Annotated in this window: 16 protein-coding genes and 2 CRISPR repeat arrays; of the genes, 1 reads left to right on the top strand and 15 read right to left on the bottom strand. The window is 46.8% G+C overall.

What is annotated here, in order from left to right:
* Positions 1–2: 2 nt before the first annotated feature.
* From ACFVRY_RS04080 to ACFVRY_RS04030, 11 genes are all read right to left on the bottom strand, one after another.
* The gene (locus tag ACFVRY_RS04080; protein WP_387497543.1) at positions 3–3,173 is read right to left on the bottom strand and encodes an ATP-binding cassette domain-containing protein; all 3,171 of its coding nucleotides are present in this window, start codon (positions 3,171–3,173) and stop codon (positions 3–5) included.
* Between the two features lie 116 nt (positions 3,174–3,289).
* A complete protein-coding gene (locus tag ACFVRY_RS04075) occupies positions 3,290–3,706 on the bottom strand; it encodes an SRPBCC family protein (protein WP_387497541.1) in 417 nt (138 codons plus the stop codon).
* Complete coding sequence (locus ACFVRY_RS04070; protein WP_387497539.1) at positions 3,703–4,029, bottom strand: ArsR/SmtB family transcription factor; 327 nt, start codon at positions 4,027–4,029, stop codon at positions 3,703–3,705. The genes ACFVRY_RS04075 and ACFVRY_RS04070 overlap by 4 nt, the downstream gene beginning before the upstream one ends.
* Before the next feature lie 183 nt (positions 4,030–4,212).
* Complete coding sequence (locus tag ACFVRY_RS04065; protein ID WP_387497537.1) at positions 4,213–5,715, bottom strand: glycoside hydrolase family 30 protein; 1,503 nt, start codon at positions 5,713–5,715, stop codon at positions 4,213–4,215.
* Between the two features lie 309 nt (positions 5,716–6,024).
* Positions 6,025–6,966 carry an alpha/beta hydrolase gene (locus ACFVRY_RS04060; RefSeq protein WP_387497536.1) on the bottom strand — a complete coding sequence of 314 codons (942 nt, stop codon included), beginning with the start codon at positions 6,964–6,966 and terminating at the stop codon, positions 6,025–6,027.
* 152 nt (positions 6,967–7,118) lie between these two features.
* Positions 7,119–7,286, bottom strand: a complete 168-nt coding sequence (locus tag ACFVRY_RS04055; protein WP_387497534.1) for a hypothetical protein — start codon at positions 7,284–7,286, stop codon at positions 7,119–7,121.
* Positions 7,287–7,430: 144 nt separating this feature from the next.
* Complete coding sequence (locus ACFVRY_RS04050; protein WP_387497532.1) at positions 7,431–7,634, bottom strand: hypothetical protein; 204 nt, start codon at positions 7,632–7,634, stop codon at positions 7,431–7,433.
* A complete protein-coding gene (locus ACFVRY_RS04045) occupies positions 7,631–8,737 on the bottom strand; it encodes a GerAB/ArcD/ProY family transporter (protein WP_387497530.1) in 1,107 nt (368 codons plus the stop codon). Before ACFVRY_RS04045 ends, ACFVRY_RS04050 begins: the two co-directional genes overlap by 4 nt.
* The gene (locus ACFVRY_RS04040) at positions 8,724–9,923 is read right to left on the bottom strand and encodes a Ger(x)C family spore germination protein (protein ID WP_387497528.1); all 1,200 of its coding nucleotides are present in this window, start codon (positions 9,921–9,923) and stop codon (positions 8,724–8,726) included. The genes ACFVRY_RS04045 and ACFVRY_RS04040 overlap by 14 nt, the downstream gene beginning before the upstream one ends.
* On the bottom strand, positions 9,920–11,437 hold the full coding sequence (locus ACFVRY_RS04035) for a spore germination protein (protein ID WP_387497526.1): 1,518 nt from the start codon (positions 11,435–11,437) through the stop codon (positions 9,920–9,922). Before ACFVRY_RS04035 ends, ACFVRY_RS04040 begins: the two co-directional genes overlap by 4 nt.
* Positions 11,438–11,554: 117 nt before the next feature.
* On the bottom strand, positions 11,555–13,171 hold the full coding sequence (locus ACFVRY_RS04030; RefSeq protein ID WP_387497524.1) for an ABC transporter substrate-binding protein: 1,617 nt from the start codon (positions 13,169–13,171) through the stop codon (positions 11,555–11,557).
* 441 nt (positions 13,172–13,612) lie between these two features.
* On the opposite strand from ACFVRY_RS04030, the gene ACFVRY_RS04025 reads away from it, so the two are divergent.
* Positions 13,613–14,419: a spermidine synthase gene (locus ACFVRY_RS04025; RefSeq protein ID WP_387497522.1), complete on the top strand. Its 807-nt coding sequence runs from the start codon at positions 13,613–13,615 to the stop codon at positions 14,417–14,419.
* A gap of 197 nt (positions 14,420–14,616) precedes the next feature.
* A CRISPR array of direct repeats spans positions 14,617–15,373; the repeat unit is 32 nt.
* Positions 15,374–15,604: 231 nt separating this feature from the next.
* Positions 15,605–17,825: a CRISPR direct-repeat array (repeat unit 32 nt; unit sequence ATTTCAATCCACGCTCCCACGTAGGGAGCGAC).
* A gap of 303 nt (positions 17,826–18,128) precedes the next feature.
* On the opposite strand, the gene ACFVRY_RS04020 is transcribed toward ACFVRY_RS04025, so the two are convergent.
* The 4 genes from ACFVRY_RS04020 to cysK form a co-directional block, all read right to left on the bottom strand.
* Positions 18,129–19,214 carry a phosphodiester glycosidase family protein gene (locus ACFVRY_RS04020; protein ID WP_387497763.1) on the bottom strand — a complete coding sequence of 362 codons (1,086 nt, stop codon included), beginning with the start codon at positions 19,212–19,214 and terminating at the stop codon, positions 18,129–18,131.
* A 174-nt stretch (positions 19,215–19,388) separates the two neighbouring features.
* On the bottom strand, positions 19,389–20,003 hold the full coding sequence (locus ACFVRY_RS04015; protein WP_387497761.1) for a DUF1349 domain-containing protein: 615 nt from the start codon (positions 20,001–20,003) through the stop codon (positions 19,389–19,391).
* A 28-nt stretch (positions 20,004–20,031) separates the two neighbouring features.
* Positions 20,032–21,447, bottom strand: a complete 1,416-nt coding sequence (locus tag ACFVRY_RS04010) for a TPM domain-containing protein (RefSeq protein ID WP_387497520.1) — start codon at positions 21,445–21,447, stop codon at positions 20,032–20,034.
* Between the two features lie 227 nt (positions 21,448–21,674).
* Positions 21,675–22,613 carry a cysteine synthase A gene (gene cysK / locus ACFVRY_RS04005; RefSeq protein WP_387497518.1) on the bottom strand — a complete coding sequence of 313 codons (939 nt, stop codon included), beginning with the start codon at positions 22,611–22,613 and terminating at the stop codon, positions 21,675–21,677.
* Between the last annotated feature and the right edge of the window lie 72 nt (positions 22,614–22,685).

Genomic DNA, 22,685 nt, shown 5'->3' with positions numbered 1-22,685 from the left:
ATTTAATTATTGTGCTCAAGGAATTGGTAAACTGCCATCATATCCCGTTTATTGAGCTCACGAATACGATTGAAAATCGGAATATCTGCAACTGCCTCAAGATTCGACCCTTCAGCAACAACATCACTAACTTTGCCGGTTAGCCAAGTCTGTACGTCGATGCCTTCAACGATTTCTTTACGTCCTTCATCATTTATGCCACTTGCATAACAACTCACACAAGGGATCGTTAATTTATAGACACCATCATGAAGTCCATCTTCGGATATGACTTTCTTCCCCTTACAGAATGGACATGGCTGACTGGCTTTAACCTTATTAATTAAGGTGACTATTTTCTTGTAACCAAACGCTTCATAGACATAGGTCAATTTTTTGTATTTTCCATTCGTGAAATACTTATCAATAATGGTCTCTCTCGTTTCAGTGATATCGGCAAAATCACAGATCATGACCCGATTGTTCCGGCTGATGGATTCAACACTACCGCTAATACGGTCCCAGAAGGGCAGGACATTTTGTAGAACCATTTCATAGTGGGCGAAGCTTGCCTGCTCTAACTCAAGCATTTTCAGGGCGACTTGTGTTTCCCTAGGCAATAGCGAGACATCTTCTGTCAACACCATCTCGCCACCGGTAACGGCTTTTATTTTTTCTAGTACCTGCAACTTACCCACGGTTTTAATGGCTTGATCAACTGGCTGCCCAATGATCTCACGAATATCTGTATCACCAAACTTAAGCTTCTTATGATGAGTTAATACAGTTCCTTGGCAGACTGGGCAGGTGATCATTTTTTTGGACGCTTTGATATGCTCTTTTATGATCGATTTTGAGATCACCATGTAGTTACCAATGATGGTATTAAAGCCTTCCCAGGTCCTCGATGCTTTGCTCGCTTTATCATAAAATGACTTTTCCCAATAGCCGTATAAAAAGGTATGCTTCTCAGCTTCCGTCAACTCGTTATAACTTTTGCTTAGATCCTGACCGAGCTCATTCTTAATCTCCCCAAAGATAAATTCTATTTTGGAGAATTGATAGAATTTTAAAATCTCCATCGCATCCGGATGCAACATGCCATCCCAGAAGGGTACCGTTTTGTCCTGAACCACAATATCGAAATCAAATTCTTCAATCACCCGGCGTCCTTTACAGCTTGGACAATGATTATCTTGATGATAGAAATTGAAGCTATTCGTATCTTTATTGGTGGGGTGTGCCGCCACAATATGGTTGATCAAGCCACCAATCTCATAAAGAAATGTATATTGGCTATATAAGTGCCGTTCCAGATCAATGGCAATGACCGGCGCGATTCGTTCCGATTCGTATTCACCGTAGATCAATCGAGCCATGGAAGATAAGCTTTTTAAGATGCCGCCCTTGTAGACATTTTCTGCATTTTTAAAATAAGCAAGCTGGTTTTCTTTTAAATAGTTAATGCCATTATGTTCATGCAGTGTTGAAGAAATGTGCGCTGGAGCGGCAGTATCTGCACTATTTTGCCTGCGATAATAATCATCATGACTGACTACATCAAGATGTTCTACGGGAACAAGCTGTCTTTTCCCAAAATCCACTATAAAATCAGAGTTCTCAAGCATATACGCGTTATGCTCAATCATAATCATGGACACAGATTCATCCTGCAGAATAACCCTAATGCTATCAATGAATTGATTTAGAATGTTCTGGGATAGACCTTTGGAAGGCTCGTCGAAGATAAATAACGTATGTGGGTTTCTCGATCCAGCGAACAGTTCGGAAACTAAATGGACACATTGGAACTCACCCGTCGATAGGGTCTGAGTTTTTCTTTCCAACGTCAAATAACCAAGTCCAAGCTTGATCAATAGACTCAAGCGTTTATGAGCGATGTCTTCATTTGGCAGTTCCTCAATAATATCTTCAATCGAGCGCTGAAAAATATCATCAATATCCTCACTATACTTCGTAAGCTTCTTCTTAATATCCAGAAAAGTCGCTACGGTTGACCGGCTGGTAATTGATTGATTCCGATCCTGCCCAACCATAACCAGCTTATCCTTGGGATATCGCTTCACAAAATCTTTGGCCATACATTCATTGACCAGTGTAGATTTGCCGCATCCAGACTCACCTGTAAAAGTCACAAGTCTATTCTGGGGAATCTCTATTTCAGCGATTTGAACATTACGGCAATACAGATCATGGAACTGATAATATCCTGTTGGGGCTGCCTCATTTCGTTCCCAAGTGATAGGCTGTGGCCGTGGGGATTCTTCAACAATTTTGCCGCCATATTTACCACTACCAGGTCCAAAGAACAAGTGCTTGTCCGCTGTGTCGAGCACCGTGTCGGAATGGTCAATGAGCCAAATCTGATTCTTGTACCCCAATTGTTCAATCTGTTCTAAAATTCGCAACAGGGTTTGATGATCAAGGCCTACAGAGATTTCGTCAATGATAATAACGGTATTTTCACTGGTGGCCATGAATTCTGCCAAGTAGAGTCGTGTTAATTCCCCACCTGACAATGTTCCCATGATCCGATTTAATGTTAAATAACCAATATTCATATTGATTATATTTTGCAGAATCAGTTGTTTGCCTTCACTAATCTTTAAGACTTCTGCCAGAGAAAGAATGGTTTCAATGCTTAAATTGTTGATATCGGAAATACTCTGTGTTCGATCCAGTAATTCAATGGTATATTGTTCAACTTCTTGACTATAGCGTCTACCCTTACACTTCTTACATTCGAGATTTTTAGTAGTTCCGCGGCCCTTACAATCCGGACACCAGCCTAACTCATTGTTAAATGAAAAAACCTCGGGAGAAAGATTGAATTGTTCCGCAAGCGTAACACGAATCTCTGTAAATACACCGGTATGTGTGCCAATGGTTGAACGTGGATTGGACGATATGGATGATCTGCCTAGAAAAAGTACCAGTGGCATGTCTTCCATCTTAATGGCACTGAAATTAGTCTCCATAATATCGGGGAATAAATACTGGTATTCGGCCTTTGGCAATAAGGAAACGAGACGTTTCTTGGATTCTTCACCAATGGTTTGGCAAAAAGTTGTTTTACCGGACCCGGACAAGCCAGCTATGCCTAACGATTCATCCACTGGCAGCACAGCATCCAGTTTGTTAATGTTGTTCGCAATTAATTGTTTAATCTTCATAGTGGTATCCTCTCATCTCCATTCTCTCCATCTAGTATTGCCATGTTCCGATCTAAAAATGACGCCTTCCCTGTTACGGAAAAGCGCCTGATTAATAGAAAATAGAAAAGTTATGGTTACAGTTCGGCTAGCACTTTTTCAAGTTGAACGCCATTATTCGTCCAAGCATATTTAGCTCCCTCGATGGCACCTGGACGAGACTTGGTTGCTTCGCTAAATCCGAATTGATCAAGGTGCAGCTGAACGGTTCCCTCAGAACCTTCTTTCAACGTCCAAGTGACGGTAGTGCTTTCTCCAGCACTCAGCCAAGTATACGATAATGTGTGCGGCTCATCCACTACAAGTACCTCGCAATCGACAATCCCATTCCACCATTCGTTCGGCTCAGCACGGAACTGGAATTTATGTCCCACGACTGGTTTAAAGTCATTGCTCCAGATCCATTTCGCAAGGGTGTCTGAATCCGTTAAAGCGTTCCACACCTTTTCGATTGAGCTTGTAAATTGATAATCTAAGGATACATCTGGTTTCATTGTTCTTCCTCCAATAATAGTTTGAGTTTGTCGAATCTTTCTTTCCAGAACCCTTCGTAAAAAGAAACCCAGTCCTGAATTTCTTTAAGCGGAGCGGCATTCAATCGGTATCTCGTTTCTCTACCAACCTTTCGAGCAATGACGAGACCAGAATCTTTAAGGATAGACAAATGCTTAGAAACGGCGGTACGCCCCATTTGAAAATGAACCGTGATCTCATGTAGGGGAATCTCATCAACATCTGCCAATATTTGAATTAGTTGTCGCCTTGTTGGATCAGCAACAGCGTCATAAACATCTCTCACTTGACTTCGTTCGTCCAAAATCACCCCCACCTTTTCCGTAATATCTCCTGTAGTTCCACTGAGTATACTTCATTAGCACCCAATAGGACACCATTTAGTGTCGAATTGATTATAGGACACCATTTGGTGTCCTGTCAAGATCCTTGCTCTTCCATAAAAAGGGCCTTCGATACCAAGTATCGAAGGCCGGATGATATGATTTTATGAAACGGTTCCGTTCCATTTGTAAGTCATAACCGACTTGCCTGGAATGGTAACAGTGAAGCTTTGGCTGCCCCACTGGATCTTCACATTGCGCTGTGCGCTGGAAGAGTTATACGCAACTACGACTTTGGAGCCGTCCGGATTACGGAAGGCTACGTTTTTAACTTCTGAACCGGTGTTACTGTCTATGCGGTAGGCATTTGGTACAACAAATTTACTGAAGTGACCGAGCAAATAGTATTGCTTATGATACGTTACATTGTTCTCAGGTGCGTCATTACGGTTATCCGAATTGCGGATCGTGAGCATCCCTTTATTGCTGTTGTTCGGTGCAAGCAGTGCCGGTCCGTCTTTTTGATCCAGGGCAGCGTTCCAGGTAATGATCGACTTCGACCAGTTTCTCGTAATATTGATGAACTCGTTGATCATGTTATCGAACCCGCTCGATGTGCCGTTCTGCGGATCATTCCAGTTACCGAAGCCGCCCTCGGTGAACCAAACTTCCTTGTCTGGATGATTGTTGTGGATCGAAGTCATTTGCGAGCCGTCCCCGCTGTCATAGTGGTGGAAAGCGCTACCAGAAACGTAGCTGCCTTTGCCCGCATTCTTGAGATTGGTAATAACCTGATTAGGGAAGTTCCAGTCCAGATAGTTATGGTCAAACGCGATAATTTTCGTATTCATCCCTGCATTACGCAGTGTAGGACCCAGATAGTCACCGATAAAGCCTGTCTGATCCTGTATATTCATGCCCATGGAAGGATAATGGGATGGTTCATACATAGGTTCATTTTGCAAGGTTACTGCATAGATGGGTACTCCTTCAGCTTGATAAGCCTCAATGTATTTTTTGAAATAGTTCGCATAGGTTCCGTAGTGCTCTGCTCTCAGCTTGCCACCATTCAACGTATTGGAATATTTCATCCAGGCTGGTGCGCTCCACGGGGAGCCCATGACTTTGATATTAGGATTCTTAGCCATCGCGGCTTTCACCATTGGTAGAATATAAGCCTTGTCCCGGTCTATCGAAAATTGACTCAGTGACGTATCGTTTGGCGCATCGGCATACGTATAGGCTGCCCAGGCAAAATCCGAACTCCCGATAGGTTGCCTCAGCAGGCTGAGACCAATTCCCGAAGATCCGAATAGCCGCTCCATCACTTCCGCACGTTTATTGTTATCAAGTTTGTAGTTCATGAGCCATGCGGACGCATCCGTCATAGAGACGCCGAAACCATCCATCTGTTGATACCTTTGGTTCTCGTTCACTGTTATCGTGACATCAGCATTGCCAGAATTACTGCTGAAGTTCTTATCCCCGATCCGGGTCAGCCGGGCACTCGGACTCAGACCAACAGCGGGTTCAGAATTGGGATCCGAGGTCGAAATCCATACCTCCACCTGTTCTCCGGCAGCGTGCGCCGCTTTAGGTACTGTTGAACCTGCAGAGATCAAAAGACCGGACAGCAGTACAAGCGCACTCTTTTTCCATACTTTCATGAACTCAACTCCTTTTGGATTTGTAGGATATGAAGCAAAATAGCATAAAATGAAATCGATTTCATTTTATCGCAAAGAATAGTGTCATTTCTAGTAATTGCAGCCTTCTCCGTCACACCTCCTCTTAATAAGACAAATTTAATGATCTAAGGTTTATTCAAAAACTCAATGAAAGCGTATTCATTAATAGTTATACACTCTCCTGGGAATAATTGCAACAATTAAATCTATATTTATTTCAAAATGTTACCAAAGGAATAGAAAAGCCGAACGATCCATAGGATTATGAATTCATTCGGCCCGGATATTTTATTTAACTTCTGCCATAAAGCTTCTGAAATCTTCGGCGATTTCTTTGGAGTGGGTATGGTGCAGATAATGCTCCCCTTCAAGTTCGATTATTTTTCCATAGGCAGAGTTTTTGATTTGCTCTTCATGTCCTTTCTTCCAGCCCTCAACATCTGTATTAACTTTGACTAAGAAGAAGAGTACCGGAAGGTTCTTAGGGAAGCTATAGCTCTCCGCAGCTTTAAAGTTACGCGTGAAGTTCTCTCCTTCGTTCAACATATCATCATTAAACGCATTTTTGAGCGAAATCATTCTTACTTGTTCTTTGATTGCCTCATCACCGTCCGGTGCAAACACTTGGTCTGGACTTAATTTCATGAGCAATCTGTTGAACCCGGAATCCCGAAGGAACTTATACACGCCTGTTGGAAACTCTTCATTTTCCCCGTTCATTTGCGTTGGAAAGCTGCTATCAATCCCTACAAATGCTTTCACTTCATTTTCGTATTTATTCACATATTCCAGTCCGTAGATACCGGCAATGGAGTGCCCCATCAGCGTGTAATGGTTAATATTTAACTTTTGTAGAGCTTCATGCGTTTCAGCTATGATATTATCAACGGTGCGTTCTTTGTCCGTAATATCACTTAGTCCATAGCCGAAAGGCTCTACCACTACCACTTTATAAAAGGGAGCTAGCTGATCTATCAGTGGCTTAAAATCAAGGCCTGGGGCTGCTGTTGCAAAGCCTGGAAGTAGCACGACGGTTTCGTCGCCCTTCCCTTCAATCAAGACATTCATGTTCTTTCCATCCACCGACACTTTCTGACCATAAGGTTCTATCTTCCCTAGCTCGGTTTTGTTGCTGATCTTATTGACCACAAACACACCAACTACAAACAGAACAATAGCCAAGACTAGAACACCTATTGTTTTAAGCAAAAAAGACAGTATTTTCTTCATAAATGAGTTCCTCTCTGGGTGCTATATTTTTTTAGATCCCCCGCCTATCTCCACCTCATTGTAACAAGCCAGGATTAGCTCTTGTAAAACACAACTTTAACGGAACCTTAACTCTTTAGCAGCTTTTTGGATGGAGTTAATGTTCTGTTAAACTATATATTGAACTTAGCTACTAACATAAGGATCGGCGTCGCTACGGTGAAGCTTGGACTTTCGGTCGTTGTTGTCCCCAGATTTCTTCTAATTAACCGCTTGAAGCGGTTGAAATCCGGAAACAAAGACGAGCGCTTCGCTCCTACAGTTCCAATCTTCCCCTCCACTCCTTCTCCCCTTTTTGTTTCTTTCTTTTGTTCAACTTATATAGAACGCGGATTAAAATAAACGCGAACTTCGTATGTATCCGCTCAATGTCAGCATTAACTATATCGGATCATTACTGATCTTCTCTTAGATATAATCCACTCTCACAGTCCCACGAGGTCTAGCAGCATCGAAATCAGCTGGGTTGGTTTGAACTTGTGATCTGTAAAGATAGTAATCCAATCCGCCAAACCGAGCAGAACAATCACCAGAAACACCAGAATTTCTTTGGTTTGGGTACGCACTCGTATCATGACCCTAAGAGTTAGTCCTATCGCTGCCGCCATAAAAAGAATAAACCAGATCATGACGCAGACTCCTCCGTTCGCTTCTTTCGAATTCTCCGAATCCAGGTGACCAGCAGAAGCAGGCACGGTATAACCACACTGTACAGAAGCGTGTATTCAAAATCATATTTTTTGCTGAATTCTATATTCTCAACCACGTTATCATAGCCCATAGCAAGGCCGGAAATTAGCAGAATGAGTGCGAAGGTTACCCAAAATCTGTTCTTGATCTCGAACAATTGGCATATGCCCAGGACAGAGCAATAATAGGCAATGGAGAGTTTGATAAAAATCGCGACCAGCAAAATCAGCGCCATTGTAGATTCCAAATGCTCGAAGAAGGTCCCGATATGTATCTCCTGAACAATAACAAAGAATGGATATGTATCATGGGAAGCACGAGTTACGCCAAGTACCCCTATAGTAATAAAGGTACAGAAACTTAGCAGGATCGTCGCGACTGCATACGCTAGGATAAAACTACTCTTCACTTTGTTGCTCTGGACAAATGGAAACAGCATGAGAAAGACCAACCCTTCCATAAACGGAAATCCAAAGATAGAACTTGTCTCCTTCATTGTCTTCCAGACATCCATGCGGAATATTCCCTGAAATCGTCCCCAATCCCACTCAAGTAAGGCCAGGCAGAGCACAAAAATTAAGGTGACCGCCATAATCAGGAACAATAATTCTGACGACCTGGCGATAGTCTCGATCCCTTTGAATACAGCGTATCCGGTAACGAAGAGAAACATCACATGAAATACAGTTAATGGTGTTAACGGCATTAGCGCTTGTTTCATAAAGTCGCCCAGATTCCGGGTGATAAAGGCCGCAAGCTGGATGAAATAGAAGATATACAAAAGCGCAAAGAAACCGCCTATGGGTCTGCCGGCGACCTTAATACAAATTTGCACGATAGACATTCCCGCATGCAGCTTGGATAGATGCAACCAGATCAGTGCGGCAAGAATACCTGCTGTTCCCGCCCATAACGGAACGATCCACGCATCCTGCTTGGCAACAGCAATTAGGCCACCTGGAGTGAAGAAAAAGGAGGTGCCAATCAGGAAGGAAAGGGTCAGCACAAAGAACTGCCAGACCGTTAGCTTACTCTTTTCCATTCCCTGCCCCTCCTTTATACGGATCAACAATTTCCCCGATATCTTCAACTTTGCTCTTGATCGTTACGTGCAGTTTGGTTCCCGTCCAGGCATTCTCTTGTTGTTGCAGCTTCTTCCATGTACTCCCCCGCTTGTACTTGATCTCATCCTCCAGACCGAACAAATCCCACTTCTTGTCTATTGCTTGTGCATAGAGCTTCTCGGAAGTCTTGATGAGCTTTAGATCAAATTGATCTGTAATCTTGGATAAGTTGTCCCAAGTCAATTTCTCTGTCTGTTCATCATTTCGCAAAGCCAGATGGGCAGTAATCTCTACATTCCAGACAGGTACACCATTTATAAGTGACAGCTGCTGTTTCGTTTTTATTTTATGGGCATATAGATCGACAACCCGATCATCCAGTACGATCGACTCGAAGAAGTTGCCAGCTTCTCCTTTCAATAAATTGTAATAACCATTCTCCCAAAGCGAGACTTTCCCGATCATCCGATCCTTCTTGAACACGGCCGCTCCGGTTAGCACTAAATTACTCTGGTTACCGTTAATATCATCGAAGCGGTTGGTGGAAAGGATCGGTTTCTCTCCTTTCAGACTAACGATGGGCAGCACCGTAAGCGTGGAGGATTCCATATTCTCTACCAAGTCCTTCACCCGTGATTTCAGGCTGATTCGGCCTGTGGCCTTGTTCGTGTTAGAAACGAGTGACCGCAAAAGCCGCCCGGGCAGTTGTTCCAGCGGCGTAAAGGTCATCATCACATCCGAGAGCGGAGAATCTGTAACGAACAAATAGAGGCTCGAGCGCCTGTTGAACTGCCGTTCATAATAGTTCAAGAAGGTGCGTAGGCCATCTCTGGCGTACTGTTCGGTCACGATGTGAGACTGATAATGATCTGTAAACAGCTTGCGGGGTAACGTGTCACTGGATAATTGGGCCAGCTCGCCTTTAGTCTTTCCTTGCACTTTGTACGTGTACACGGGAGCCTTGCTGCGGCCGCTTGATTCTGAAGAATAGGCTCCGGGATTAACAATTTGGTAATATACGATTTGCTCATGGGTTTGTGGATCGATCTCCGATCCTACCAGACCGGCAACGGCCAATTCATTGATTTCCACCCGATCCCAGCAGCCGGTCAGACAACACAGCATGATTCCTGTGACTGCAAGCTTTTGAAAGGCAGCATTCATAGCCTTTTCCTGCTTCTTTTCCTTGTTCCGTTCATTTTAGGATAGGTGTCCATCCATGGCCGGGGCACACGGACAAGAATATCCTTCCAATCGGACAGCACAGTGGGAGCCACCGGCGACAGATACGGGACGTTGAATGATTTTAGAGAAGCAAGGTGTACGATCGTAATCAGAACCCCGCATAACAGACCAAACAATCCCAATGCACCAGCCAACATCAGGTAAAAGAACTGTAGCAGCCGCTGAGTGATGCCGAAGCTGTAAGAAGGGGATACGAAATTGGAGATCGCTGTTATTGCTACTACAATGACCATGGCGGTGGAGACAAGTCCGGCCGTAACGGCCGCCTGTCCCAGCACCAGCGCGCCGACAATCGAAATGGCCTGCCCGGCGATCCGTGGCATTCGAAGACCCGCCTCCCGCAGCACTTCAAAGGTCACCATCATCAGCGCAGCCTCAACAAATGCGGGAAAAGGAACGCCCTCCCTCTGCCCTGCAATGCTAATCAAGAGGGAATGTGGAAGAAGCTCTTGTTGAAAGGATACGACTGCCACATACAGAGCCGGTACGAATACGGATAGCATGAACGACAGGAAACGAACCCAGCGCAGCAGCGTAGCAATATCAGCACTTTGGTAATAGTCCTCGGGGGCAATGAAAAATTGAAAAAAAGTAATCGGTCCGACCAGCGCAATAGGACTCCCATCTACGATCACGCCTACCCCTCCCTCCAGTAGATGCGCAGTCAGGATATCTGGACGCTCCGTACTGAGGATCGTGGAGAATGGCGAATAGGTACGCTCCCGTAACCATTCTTCCACATAGGCACTGTCCAGGATACTGTCCGTATGGATGGCGGCGAGACGTTTGCGGAATTCCTCGACGACCGGACCAGAGGCCAGATTGTCCAGATAGAGCAAGGCCATGTTGGTCTCCGTTTCCGTACCTGCCGTGACCTGCTCAATAACTAAATGCACGTTGCGGACTCGCTTACGGAGCAGTGACAAATTAACTGTAATATCCTCCGTAAATCCTACCTGCGGTCCCCGAACCGTAGACTCTGTCATGGGCTCCGCTACGCTGCGTTTACTAGTCTGGGAAACGTTGATCCATAACACTTCAGGTGCGCCGGCAACCACAATCAGGCAGACACCCTTTAGCAAACTGTTAACACAAAGTGTGAAATCATCGGAAGAGGAAATAGAGCTGAAGGGAATCCGTCCCTTGAGGACACTAATCATTTCATCTGCACGGGTGACATCCTCGAAGCAAGCCTTTTCCGATAGAAAAGATAGCAATTCATGCTCAATCTTATCCTTGTCGGTTAAGGTATCCAGAAACAAACAGCTACAAGGAATGTCTGGCGAAATGACTAGCGAGTGTATAATAAGGTCAGGAGGGTTGTGCAAATAATCCCTGATTTGATTCACAAAGGACAGCGGTTCATCTTGGTTGTACACTGGATTGTTCACAGCAGATGAGTCTTGCGCTGGGTTCGAGTCTTGAATCGGCATACCAAAAACTCCTCAATTGTAGACTGGAATCATTGTTCCATTATCTCCGGGCGAGGAGCTGAATATACGTAGAGGGAAGCTCTGTTCATTAGACGAAAGGTCGGATGATGTCCGGTATCAGTCCAGTCTTTCCAGCCAAATATCTTTGAAATCGATCCAGCCAAGGGCATTCAGACTGACGCCTCTAATGGTCGGGTGAAGATAAGTACGCAGCTCCCTGTGATGGAGAAAAACAAAGGAGTCCTCATCACGCAAATGCTCCTCAATCACCTTCAAGTGTTGAAGTCTTAAGCCCTCAGTATCAGCACTTAAAGCTTCGTCGATACGGCCGTGGATCCAGTTATGCAGTTCGTCATCCAGATAGAACTTGAAGACACTATCCCCGTGCTCATAAGCTTCAATCTCGCATACTTCATCTTCAGGTAGAATAAAGCTGTGGATCTTCAGGTCCTCATCATGGAGTGGCGCAGAGCAGACGGCCGCTTCTTCCCAGGAGACAATCTTGAGGTCGATATGAATGCCCCATTGCCTAAGCCGCTCTACTATCCATCGGGCATCCTCTTCGAAGTTCTCATGGGCAGAAAACTGTATGACCGCTCCGTCATAATGAGATTCACGCAGCGCAGTCTTAACCCGTTCCGGCAGAAGCGGATCTGCGGAGCGGGATTGGCTTCCTTCCGGCCGGAAGCCGAAGGCCGGCATGACCCGGTTCCCGCCCAGCTCCGTGACAAGTTCATTCGTATTTAGGATCATGCGCACCGCCCGGCGAAATGCCTCCGACTGTTGGATACCGGGACGCCGCAGATTCCAGGTGAGTAGCGTACATCCTCTGCAGAGCTTCTTAAGCAGCTGCCAGTTCTCCATGTGCTTCTCCAGAAGAGGATTCCCGGAGTAGCCCTTATGCAGCATCTCGGGCATCTCGACCGCTGAATCCCGGCATTCCTCTGGCATAACAACTACATCAACGCCATCCAGGTACGGTCTGCCTTCATGGTATGCCGTATAAGCAGCCAATTCGATGCAGTGTGACGACTGCGAGACCATTCGAAAAGGCCCGGTGCCGATCGGAAGCTGCCAGAATTCTTCCTCCTCCATCCCACCAAGGTTTGCAGGCAGGATCGACGCGGCATTGGAACACATGTAACGGTCGAAAATTCGGTTCGGTTGCCTGAGATGAACGCGCAGTACCCGTGGTCCAAGAATCTCAATCTTCTGTACGCCGCGCAACAGCCAACGGTTCTGTGTATTTCCACGCAAGCGCTCCAGCGAGAAAGCCACATCTCTACTCGTTAGTTCATGACCGTTATGAAAACGCACTCCTTTGCGCAAGTAAAACGTCCATTCCGTCGCTTCTGGATTGGATGTCCAGTAGTGAGCAATGCTGGGGGCGATCTTGCCGGCCCCCTCATCGAACTGAAGCAGGCGGCTGAACAATTGCCGCATCAGATGTGCATCAATGGAATAGTTCACTTGGGCTGGATCCAATGTCGTGACAGGACGATATACGGGAAATCGCAGTGTATCACTTGTAGAAATACCATCGCTGGCTTCCTCTTTATGATAGCCGAACTGACCGTTCAACCATTCGAGAAATTTCGGCTTGGCCAGTGTACCTTCCCCGAACGATTGCAGCAGCTCAAAGGCTTGCTTATAGTCTCCTTTTTCTGCCCGGCTTTGGGCCAGTTGCAGCAGGAAACTCTCCTTGTCGGCTTTGAATGCGATTAGCCTTAACAAAAGAGAGAAGGTGGGGATAACGTGATGCTAGAACATCCATATATCATAGAAAAGCTAAGAGGATATCAGGAGCGGGAATCCACGGTTGGACTCTTCGGAGTGATTCAAAAAAAACTTCCGAGACTCAAATGTTCTTGAGCTTCGGAAGCCAATCCGGCTGCGCCGTCATTAAGACTTGCCTTTGTTGTTGTTTGCCAGCTGTATGATCATGATGACAAGAACGAGCAATGCAATGAGCTGATCGATACTCATCTGCGTCCGCCTCCATTCCTTCACAAAGGATGGCTCCTCGGACGTGCATCTCCTCTCCCAAAGAGACGTTGCTTCGTTCCCCTTTTACAGATTATGAGGCGCCATGCCCGCTTATTACTTTGGATGATGCTGTTTCGATCATTGGCATTGTCTCTATCCATAATTGAAGATATATTTAGAAAATACGCAATGGTGGCTTGGAAACTTGCCGGGCAACAGACCAAAAAGGAGATTAGGCATTTGAACTTGCTGCACAAGGAAATAGACGATGGTTCTGACAGTAACTACGAGATTTTAGTCTACGATACAGCAGAACTGTATGGAGAAAAAGGAGCTTTTCGGGTGCTGGAATTCTCAAACGAGGCAATCCAGGGAGCGATGGATTTGAACCGCCCGGAGCGGGTACTGTTTGAATATCCCAGAGCGATCATCCATCTGATGGAGCATAACGCTCCGGAGTTTGAAGCTGCATTTCTAATCGGGCATGGGATTGGGACGCTAGCCAGTTATTTTGCAGACCGCAGAATGAAAGTGGCCGAACATAATAAACAGGTGCTGGAGATCAGCAGACGGTGGTTCGGATATGACAGAGACAACGTCGTCGTTGGAGATGGACGTTCTGTGCTCGGCAGCGAAGCGTCGCAGGCGTATGATTACATCATCGTCGACGCCTTCACAGACAAAGGTACGCCCTCCCACCTGACTTCAGAGGGATTCTTCACACTGGCTGCTGAGAAGCTCGATGAGCGTGGAGCCGTCATCCTCAATCTAATGGGCAGAGGCGAACAGGACCGGATGATTAACGCTATTCATACTACACTGAGCCGTACATTTGCTTATACGAGAGCTTTTGCACTTCCTTCTGATAATGTTAGTGATGTACTGAACATCGTGATGATCGGCAGCCATGTCTCTATTGGATTTGTGGCCCGCCAAATGGCAGGCTTCACAGAGATTTCCCCTGAGCCGGGGCATGTTATATGGGACAGCGTGTGAGCTGAAGGTGATGAAATATGGATGTTTTGAGGTAGTGCTTTAAAGTGTTGAGTTTTAGTAGCTATGTCCGCTAGAGTTCCACAGTGGTTAATGCTATGGAGTTAAACTGACTCATTTGAAATAAGTTGCTGTATGCACTAAAAAGCAGTAAAAGTTCTGCGATTTCTGCAGGCTTTTACTGCTTTTTAGTGTGACTAATTTGAATCCACACTCCTGCGTAGGGAGTGACCGGGCTTGCTAATGCAAGGCTGTTCACCAACTTTATTTCAATCCACACTCCCACGTAGGGAGTGACCATGCTCTGAGCCATCCTATACTGCTCCTGGACATTTCAATACACACTCCCAAGTAGGGAGTGACAAATGCCTGTGTATAGTAGTAATGAGTAGTAGGTCATTTCAATCCACACTCCCACGTAGGGAGTGACATCTACAGACAAATCTACCACTTGAGATATTCTATTTCAATCCACACTCCCACGTAGGGAGTGACCTCCCGGGACAACCCTTAAGTAATGGTCACATTATTTCAATCCACACTCCCACGTAGGGAGTGACGAAAAATACTTCCTAGAACACAAGGCCGGATCTGAAATTTCAATCCACACTCCCACGTAGGGAGTGACCGGTTAGCGAGTTTGCATCGTTCAGATACTTAAGATTTCAATCCACACTCCCACGTAGGGAGTGACTGGACCCGGAAAAGGGACGACACTCCTTTATGCATATTTCAATCCACACTCCCACGTAGGGAGTGACAAACTTCGCAACCTTCTCCGCTTCTTCTAGCGTAATTTCAATCCACACTCCCACGTAGGGAGTGACCAAAAAGCTAAAAAGGTCGTCATCTATGGTCCAATTTCAATCCACACTCCCACGTAGGGAGTGCATGTGCTGACTGTATCGTTCACATTCTTAATTGCATTTCAATCCACACTCCCACGTAGGGAGTGAGCGAATTGACACGTAAAAATGTCATAATTTCGTTAAAGTGACCGATAGAATTACTTTAATACGCTAATTACAAAGGGTTAATAACAATAAATCCTGATACTTAATACATTATTTGTAATAAATCTGGTGCGAATCTCCTAGGGATTTCATGTGAGCTTGAGGTTCGCACCAGATAAATCAATTCTTCATAGTCTTCTTAGACATTTGAACGTAAGCAAGATATGGGAACAGAATATTCAATCCACGCTCCCACGTAGGGAGCGATATGTACACAAAATTTTAGATGATCTGCCTTCTAATATTTCAATCCACGCTCCTACGTAGGGAGCGACACGCAAGCATATAAATTCTATACTGATTATTCACTATTTCAATCCACGCTCCCACGTAGGGAGCGACTAAAGAGACCAAGCGCTCTGACAACATAAACCAAATTTCAATCCACGCTCCCACGTAGGGAGCGACACTGCAAGCCTTCACCCGGGCCGCTCGGGATCTGATTTCAATCCACGCTCCCACGTAGGGAGCGACTAGTCACACAGTGGGCATTGTTGGGCGATGATTTATTTCAATCCACGCTCCCACGTAGGGAGCGACGAACAGCGACCTGAAGGTCATTGATCCGAACGGCCAATTTCAATCCACGCTCCCACGTAGGGAGCGACCAAAACGAGAGGTGGAAAGAGTTTTCCATATATGAAATTTCAATCCACGCTCCCACGTAGGGAGCGACGACATTAAACCAAGCTGTGATATCTCTGGTGGGAATTTCAATCCACGCTCCCACGTAGGGAGCGACTTGCAGGCGGAGACATCCAGCCAGAAGCGCCACAGATTTCAATCCACGCTCCCACGTAGGGAGCGACAGTCTGGTGACTTGGCTTGTGCCCGTGCGCTGCTGATATTTCAATCCACGCTCCCACGTAGGGAGCGACAGTGTGCCAGAATGTTGCGTAATGCCTTTTGACATTTCAATCCACGCTCCCACGTAGGGAGCGACGGAATCAATTCGTAATCCGCAGGGTATGTACTGATTTCAATCCACGCTCCCACGTAGGGAGCGACGTTTTTCGTGCGATCTGCGGACTAAGGGAGTACATTTCAATCCACGCTCCCACGTAGGGAGCGACCCAAAGCTTGAAGGACTTGCCCTCTTTTCGTTTATTTCAATCCACGCTCCCACGTAGGGAGCGACCTCTAAAAACATCAGATAACACAAAAACAGATATGATTTCAATCCACGCTCCCACGTAGGGAGCGACGTTATTGTTATTTGATTGTTCACCTTGATCCTTATTTCAATCCACGCTCCCACGTAGGGAGCGACTTGCGATGTTAAATTTGGAAACCAACGTGTATGTTGATTTCAATCCACGCTCCCACGTAGGGAGCGACCTTGTCACTCCCTTCCTTGACTTGTAGCTTCTTTAATTTCAATCCACGCTCCCACGTAGGGAGCGACATAAAGAAGAAAGAAAATTTCGTCTCAATCAAGATTTCAATCCACGCTCCCACGTAGGGAGCGACACCAAGCGTGGTACACAATGGAGGTAGCGTCTGATTTCAATCCACGCTCCCACGTAGGGAGCGACACTGACAGTAAATATCTAATACTGCCGGAGAGGAATTTCAATCCACGCTCCCACGTAGGGAGCGACGACGACTGTAACGTTAGTAACTACGTTTGTCATAATATTTCAATCCACGCTCCCACGTAGGGAGCGACCAAAGTACGCTAACTCGATCACAGAGCCATTAACATTTCAATCCACGCTCCCACGTAGGGAGCGACGAACAGCTAGCTTTCATATCGTTGTGGACAGCAAGATTTCAATCCACGCTCCCACGTAGGGAGCGACAATGACACCAGAATCTGCGGCGAACGCCCTTAAAATTTCAATCCACGCTCCCACGTAGGGAGCGACATTGCCAAGGTATTCCTAACTAAACCTGACTCAATTATTTCAATCCACGCTCCCACGTAGGGAGCGACCCAATCGGTCAGCGATACAGTCTATGGACCCAGTAATTTCAATCCACGCTCCCACGTAGGGAGCGACGTGTAAATGACAACGATTAAAATAACGGTAAGCATTTCAATCCACGCTCCCACGTAGGGAGCGACCGGGGGTGTCCGCTAGCATGGGCGTAGCGTTATTAATTTCAATCCACGCTCCCACGTAGGGAGCGACGTTTAAATACATCAAGGGCTCCGGCGTCCAGTTTATTTCAATCCACGCTCCCACGTAGGGAGCGACGCCGTATAACAAAACTTTCTTTTGTGCTTCGGTATTTCAATCCACGCTCCCACGTAGGGAGCGACCGCGGGGGAGTATCTTCTATCTCATCACCGGATATTTCAATCCACGCTCCCACGTAGGGAGCGACTTAACGACATGTCCATCGTGGAGAGTTTTCATGATTTCAATCCACGCTCCCACGTAGGGAGCGACAGCGAATAAACACTTAAATAGAGCATAATCTCTTTTGGAACATCTCTAAAATTACTTTAATACGCAAAACTCAAAGCGTCAATTAGTTTAGAGACAATATTTATACATAAAATGTAATTTTTCTGGTGCGAATCCCCCAGGGATTTCATGTGAGCTTGGGGTTCGCACTACATCATCCAGTCTTATCTCTCCTTAAATGCACTCTACTACAATAAAAAAAGACCGGAGGCATCCCCCCGATCTCTTCTCACACCCTATGCGGGATCGTAATTTGATAATGTTGCAAATCTTTTTCGAGCCCTATTATTTCGACCGCTTCTTCGCCGCGTCGATTTTGGAAGGGTCCAGGCCTTTCCAGATATTCGGAATATCTACCTGTTCCGGATGATCAAAGACCAGAAACGCGGTTGGCAGATAACGTTCGCCATACTGCGAAGAAGGCTTGTTGATAATCTCGTTGTCCTTGACGAGAACCGTCGAGGAGCCACCATCCAGATTCGCTGCGATTACGGCACCGTGCTTGAGCATGATTTGCTGTACATCGTATAGGTTCGCCCCTAAGCTGTAGCTTGGTTGTCTGCCGTCAATTACCACGAAGATAATGGCGCCGTCCTCACGTTGGCCCATAGCTGTCCGTGGTGCAATCCCCCAGCCATCGGCTGCGTTCTTGACCAGCCCCTTGCCGTTGACAATGATACGTGGCTGGAACGATACGGCCTCCTGAACCCCCATTTTACTGAGTTCATCTAGCGTGTAGTTCCCCGCGATCATCTTACCTTGCTTATCGAGGCCGACGATCTGCGTAGATTTCTTCCCGCCAAGCCCGTTGTAATAGAGCTTTCCTTGAGAGATGACGATGCCGATCGGCTTGAAGCCATTCCCGCTCCAGTTCGGATCGGCGAATCCCCCGCCATTCACCCCGGCGATCGCCCCGAGTCGCTTCACCATACTGGTGACCTTTTCCCCGGAGCCGGTTTTGTTCGGAATGCCTAACCGGATCTTGGTAGGATCATTGACGATCATAACATATCCAGAGTAGCCGGTACCGGAGACAGGTTCGATCTCCACCAGTTGCTTCTCTTTCACTTCCGGTGGAGGTGTATGGATGGCATGGGTGTCCTTCTCATCGCCCATCGTATCGAAACGTTTTGTGTACTCGGCTACCCGCGCCTTCAACTCTTCCTCACCAATAATATATTTGGCCCACTGCCGATGTTGAGTAGTGATCAGTGTATCCGCGATCGTAAAGCGTAGATTTTTGGCCGACGGTGCAAAATACAGCCAGCCTCCTCCGGCAAGGAGCAGAATTAAGAAGAACAGCAATACCTTGGACAGTGTACGAAAAAAGCTCTTTTTCTTGCGCTTCTTGACCGTTTTCTTCTTGCGCATGGTCGAGCGCTCTGGTAATGATGATTTCACTCTTTTCTTTCCTCCCTGATTCTTGCCACGAATAAAAAGAATACATAACGTATCTTTTAATCATAGACGAAAATGAGAGAGTAAAGGTTTCAATTTCTTCAATTTTTAGAGCTGGTTCGACTTCATCTAACAACCTATTAATCATTATTTATCGGAAAATATTGGTGGATCGGTGTGAAGCGCCTCGTCAGGCTGAGTATGCCGCCATGCTGTAAAGACAACCCGGAACCCTGCACGCGTAGGTGCACATAGGAAGGGTCCAGCCTGTTTACCAGTCAGATGCGGGAAGCGAGCGACGCGGATTGTTCGCCACGGATGATGCTCCGTCCGAGCGCGGATAATCACCGCATCATTAGACCGGGAAGCACGGATTGTGACGGTCTCCCCCGTCCATTCCGCTACGGGCGATAGTGACCAGTCGGAGTAGTCGTCGGTAACGACGGCACCGATGTGGGGAACCCCGTCATTAAGCTCGATACCTGCTTTGATCCACTGCACCTTGCTGTGCCAGAGCATCAGTCCGGCTTGATCGTACAGCTCAGTGAAGCTGTCTAGCCGGAAGGTCACCTCGACACCCTGATCGTCCCCCCACGGAGCCAGAAGCGCATGGCCATTGTCATGCTGGAATTCATAGAGTGTTTTCTCCCAATAATCACTGCCTTCCACAGCCTCAACATTGAGAGTGTCACCTTCTGTGTTTACTGATTTCGGGGGAACCGTCCAGGTTCCGCTGTTCCATGGAATATTGTTTACATTCATCATACATCCGCCTCTCTAAGGATCTGCTCTAATGCCGCCCTACGCCGCCACCGCTACTTGCACCACCACCGCCGGAAGAACCGCCTCCAGAACTGCTTTGTCTACCCGATCCGCCGCCACTGCTGGAACCTCCCCCGCCGCTATTTCTCGAAGAGCTACTTCCAGAGGAATGACGTCCAGCGCCACCACCACTGGATGAACCGCCGCCGCCCCAATTGCTGCCCCCAGAGGAACGACGTCCGCTGGAAGAGCTGCCACTCGAAGAGGAGGAACGATGATGCCGATAATCATCCCTATCCCAATGGTTATGCCGACGTTTATTGCGACGGCTGTAGGGATTGTATCGTACACCATACTTCGAGAGATTCCGGCTTCGCCGCCAGGAAGAAAAGATGAAAAGTCCTATGATTCCCAAAAAGACCTTAAACATGCCAGAAGTCACTCCAGAATTTCCGGATTTCTCACTGGTACCGTCAGTTTGGGTAGCAGCTGCCGGAGTCGCTCCCCTATCACCGACTGCCTTGCTTGGCGCGGCCTCCGCTCTAGACAGGAAGAAATTATATAAAGCGTTCGCTGTAGCCGTGGCTCCACCTGCATAATCCTTTTTGGCAAAGGAAGGCTCGAGGGCGCTATTCAGAATGCCTTTGATCACTTCATTGGTGAGAACCTGATCCACATCTTTACCCTGCAACACGTGGTAGTTATCTCCCCCAATGTCCAGAACGAGCATCGTATCCTTCGGTCCCGCGCCTACCGATGCGAACTTCATATACGTGTAATCCTGTAAGGTCTTGCCGCTAGTGTTCTTGACTGTGACGACATAAATCCCGTTCCCGGTAGTGTCCTTATATCTGTTGCTGGACTGATTGAGGTAATCCTTCGTGACTTGCTTGAACACCCCAGCATTGTCCGAAACATAGGTTTTGTTGCCTACGCTTTCGGTCCAAGTACCACCCAGGGCTTGAATGAAAGACCCATAGGTTTTATAGACACCGTTGCTATAATTCTTGGCTGCAAAATCAGGCTCGAGCTGCTGGGACAGGATCTCCGAAATCTTGCTATCCGGTAGCGTGTTCACAATCCCCTTGCCCTGCACCGCCCAGTAATCGTCATCTTTAATGGAAAGGAGCAGCAGAACCCCATTGTTCTTCTCCTTGGAGCCGATGCCCCACTTATTGAACAAGGATGTAGCATAATCCTTGATCGGCATCCCCTTGGTAGAATCAACGGTCACCACCACGACCTGCGCTTCATTCTTCCTATGTAACTTAATTCCGTAATTCACTAGATAATTCTCAGTCTTGTCATTCAGCACGTTGGCAAAATCATTCACGTAAAATGCTCCGGTATGCTCCGGCAATGTGCCCTTCGCGAAGCTCAGTACGGGAAACAGCATCGTAAGTATAATGGCAATCCAAGCAATTTTTAGTGGTTTATGCTTCATAAATGCACCTCCTGTATGTTTCTATTCTCTTTATCGGATACGGTGAGCTTCTGGAATAGTTTCGCCTAATTAACGAAGCTTCCGTTTAGAAATTCTACAAAGGTTTCCAGCTATCCTTCATTGGGGTGCACTTCACTTCCTACTCTCCAGCGGCATCACCAAAGAAACGGCGGGCATCCTGCACGTAGGATGCCCGCCGTTCCCTAATAATTATTGCTGAAAAAGAATTACTCTCCGTAGTTGAACAGTGGCGTAGACAGATAACGTTCCCCAGTATCCGGCAAAATCGTCACGATTGTTTTCCCCTTAAACTCCGGACGTTTGGATAGCTCTGCCGCCGCGTACACAGCCGCGCCAGAGGAGATGCCGACCAGCAGTCCTTCTGTTCTGGCCAGTGCTCTCGCGGTGGCAAAGGCATCATCGCTTTTCACCTGGAGAATTTCATCCACAAACTCTGGACGATAATTATCCGGGATGAAGTTGGCACCAATCCCTTGGATGCGATGACCGCCGGGAGCGCCGCCGGAAAGCACCGGAGAATCATACGGCTCAAGAGCAACGATATGTACATCTGGATTACGCTCCTTCAATAACTGGCCCACACCAGAGACCGTTCCGCCGGTACCGACCCCGGCAATAAAAACATCCACCTGTCCATCGGTGTCCCGCCAGATTTCTTCGGCTGTTGTCGTCCGGTGAATCTGTGGATTCGCCGGATTACTGAACTGCTGTGGAATGAACGCACCAGGCGTACGTTCGGCTAGCTGCTCCGCTCTTCTGACAGCACCGCTCATGCCCTCCGCACCTGAAGTCAGCACGATCTCAGCCCCAAGAGCTAGCATGAGCTTGCGGCGTTCAACACTGAATGTCTCGGGAAGCACAATAATCAGCCTGTACCCCAGACTGGAGGCCGCAAAGGCCAGCCCGATCCCTGTGTTCCCGCTCGTAGGCTCAATGATGACAGAATCCTTGTTAATGTAGCCCTTCTCCTCGGCATCCTTGATCATGGCATAACCGGTTCGATCCTTCACACTACCCGCAGGATTAAAGTATTCGAGCTTGGCCAAGATTCTTGCCTCTAAATTCTGACTGGCACCGTATCTGGAAATCTCAAGTAGCGGGGTGTTCCCGATTAGCTCGGTTAAGCTTTGATAGATATTACCCATATTCCCACTCCTATTATCAATTTTTCCCATCTGTTTACTATGTATTAATAGTAGCAGATATTTGATTTTTTT

It is taken from the genome of Paenibacillus sp. NPDC057934 (assembly GCF_042887565.1).
Lineage (GTDB): Bacteria > Bacillota > Bacilli > Paenibacillales > Paenibacillaceae > Paenibacillus_AQ.
The sequence above is the reverse complement of the archived record's forward strand: the minus strand, read 5'-3'. Positions and strand labels throughout refer to the sequence as shown.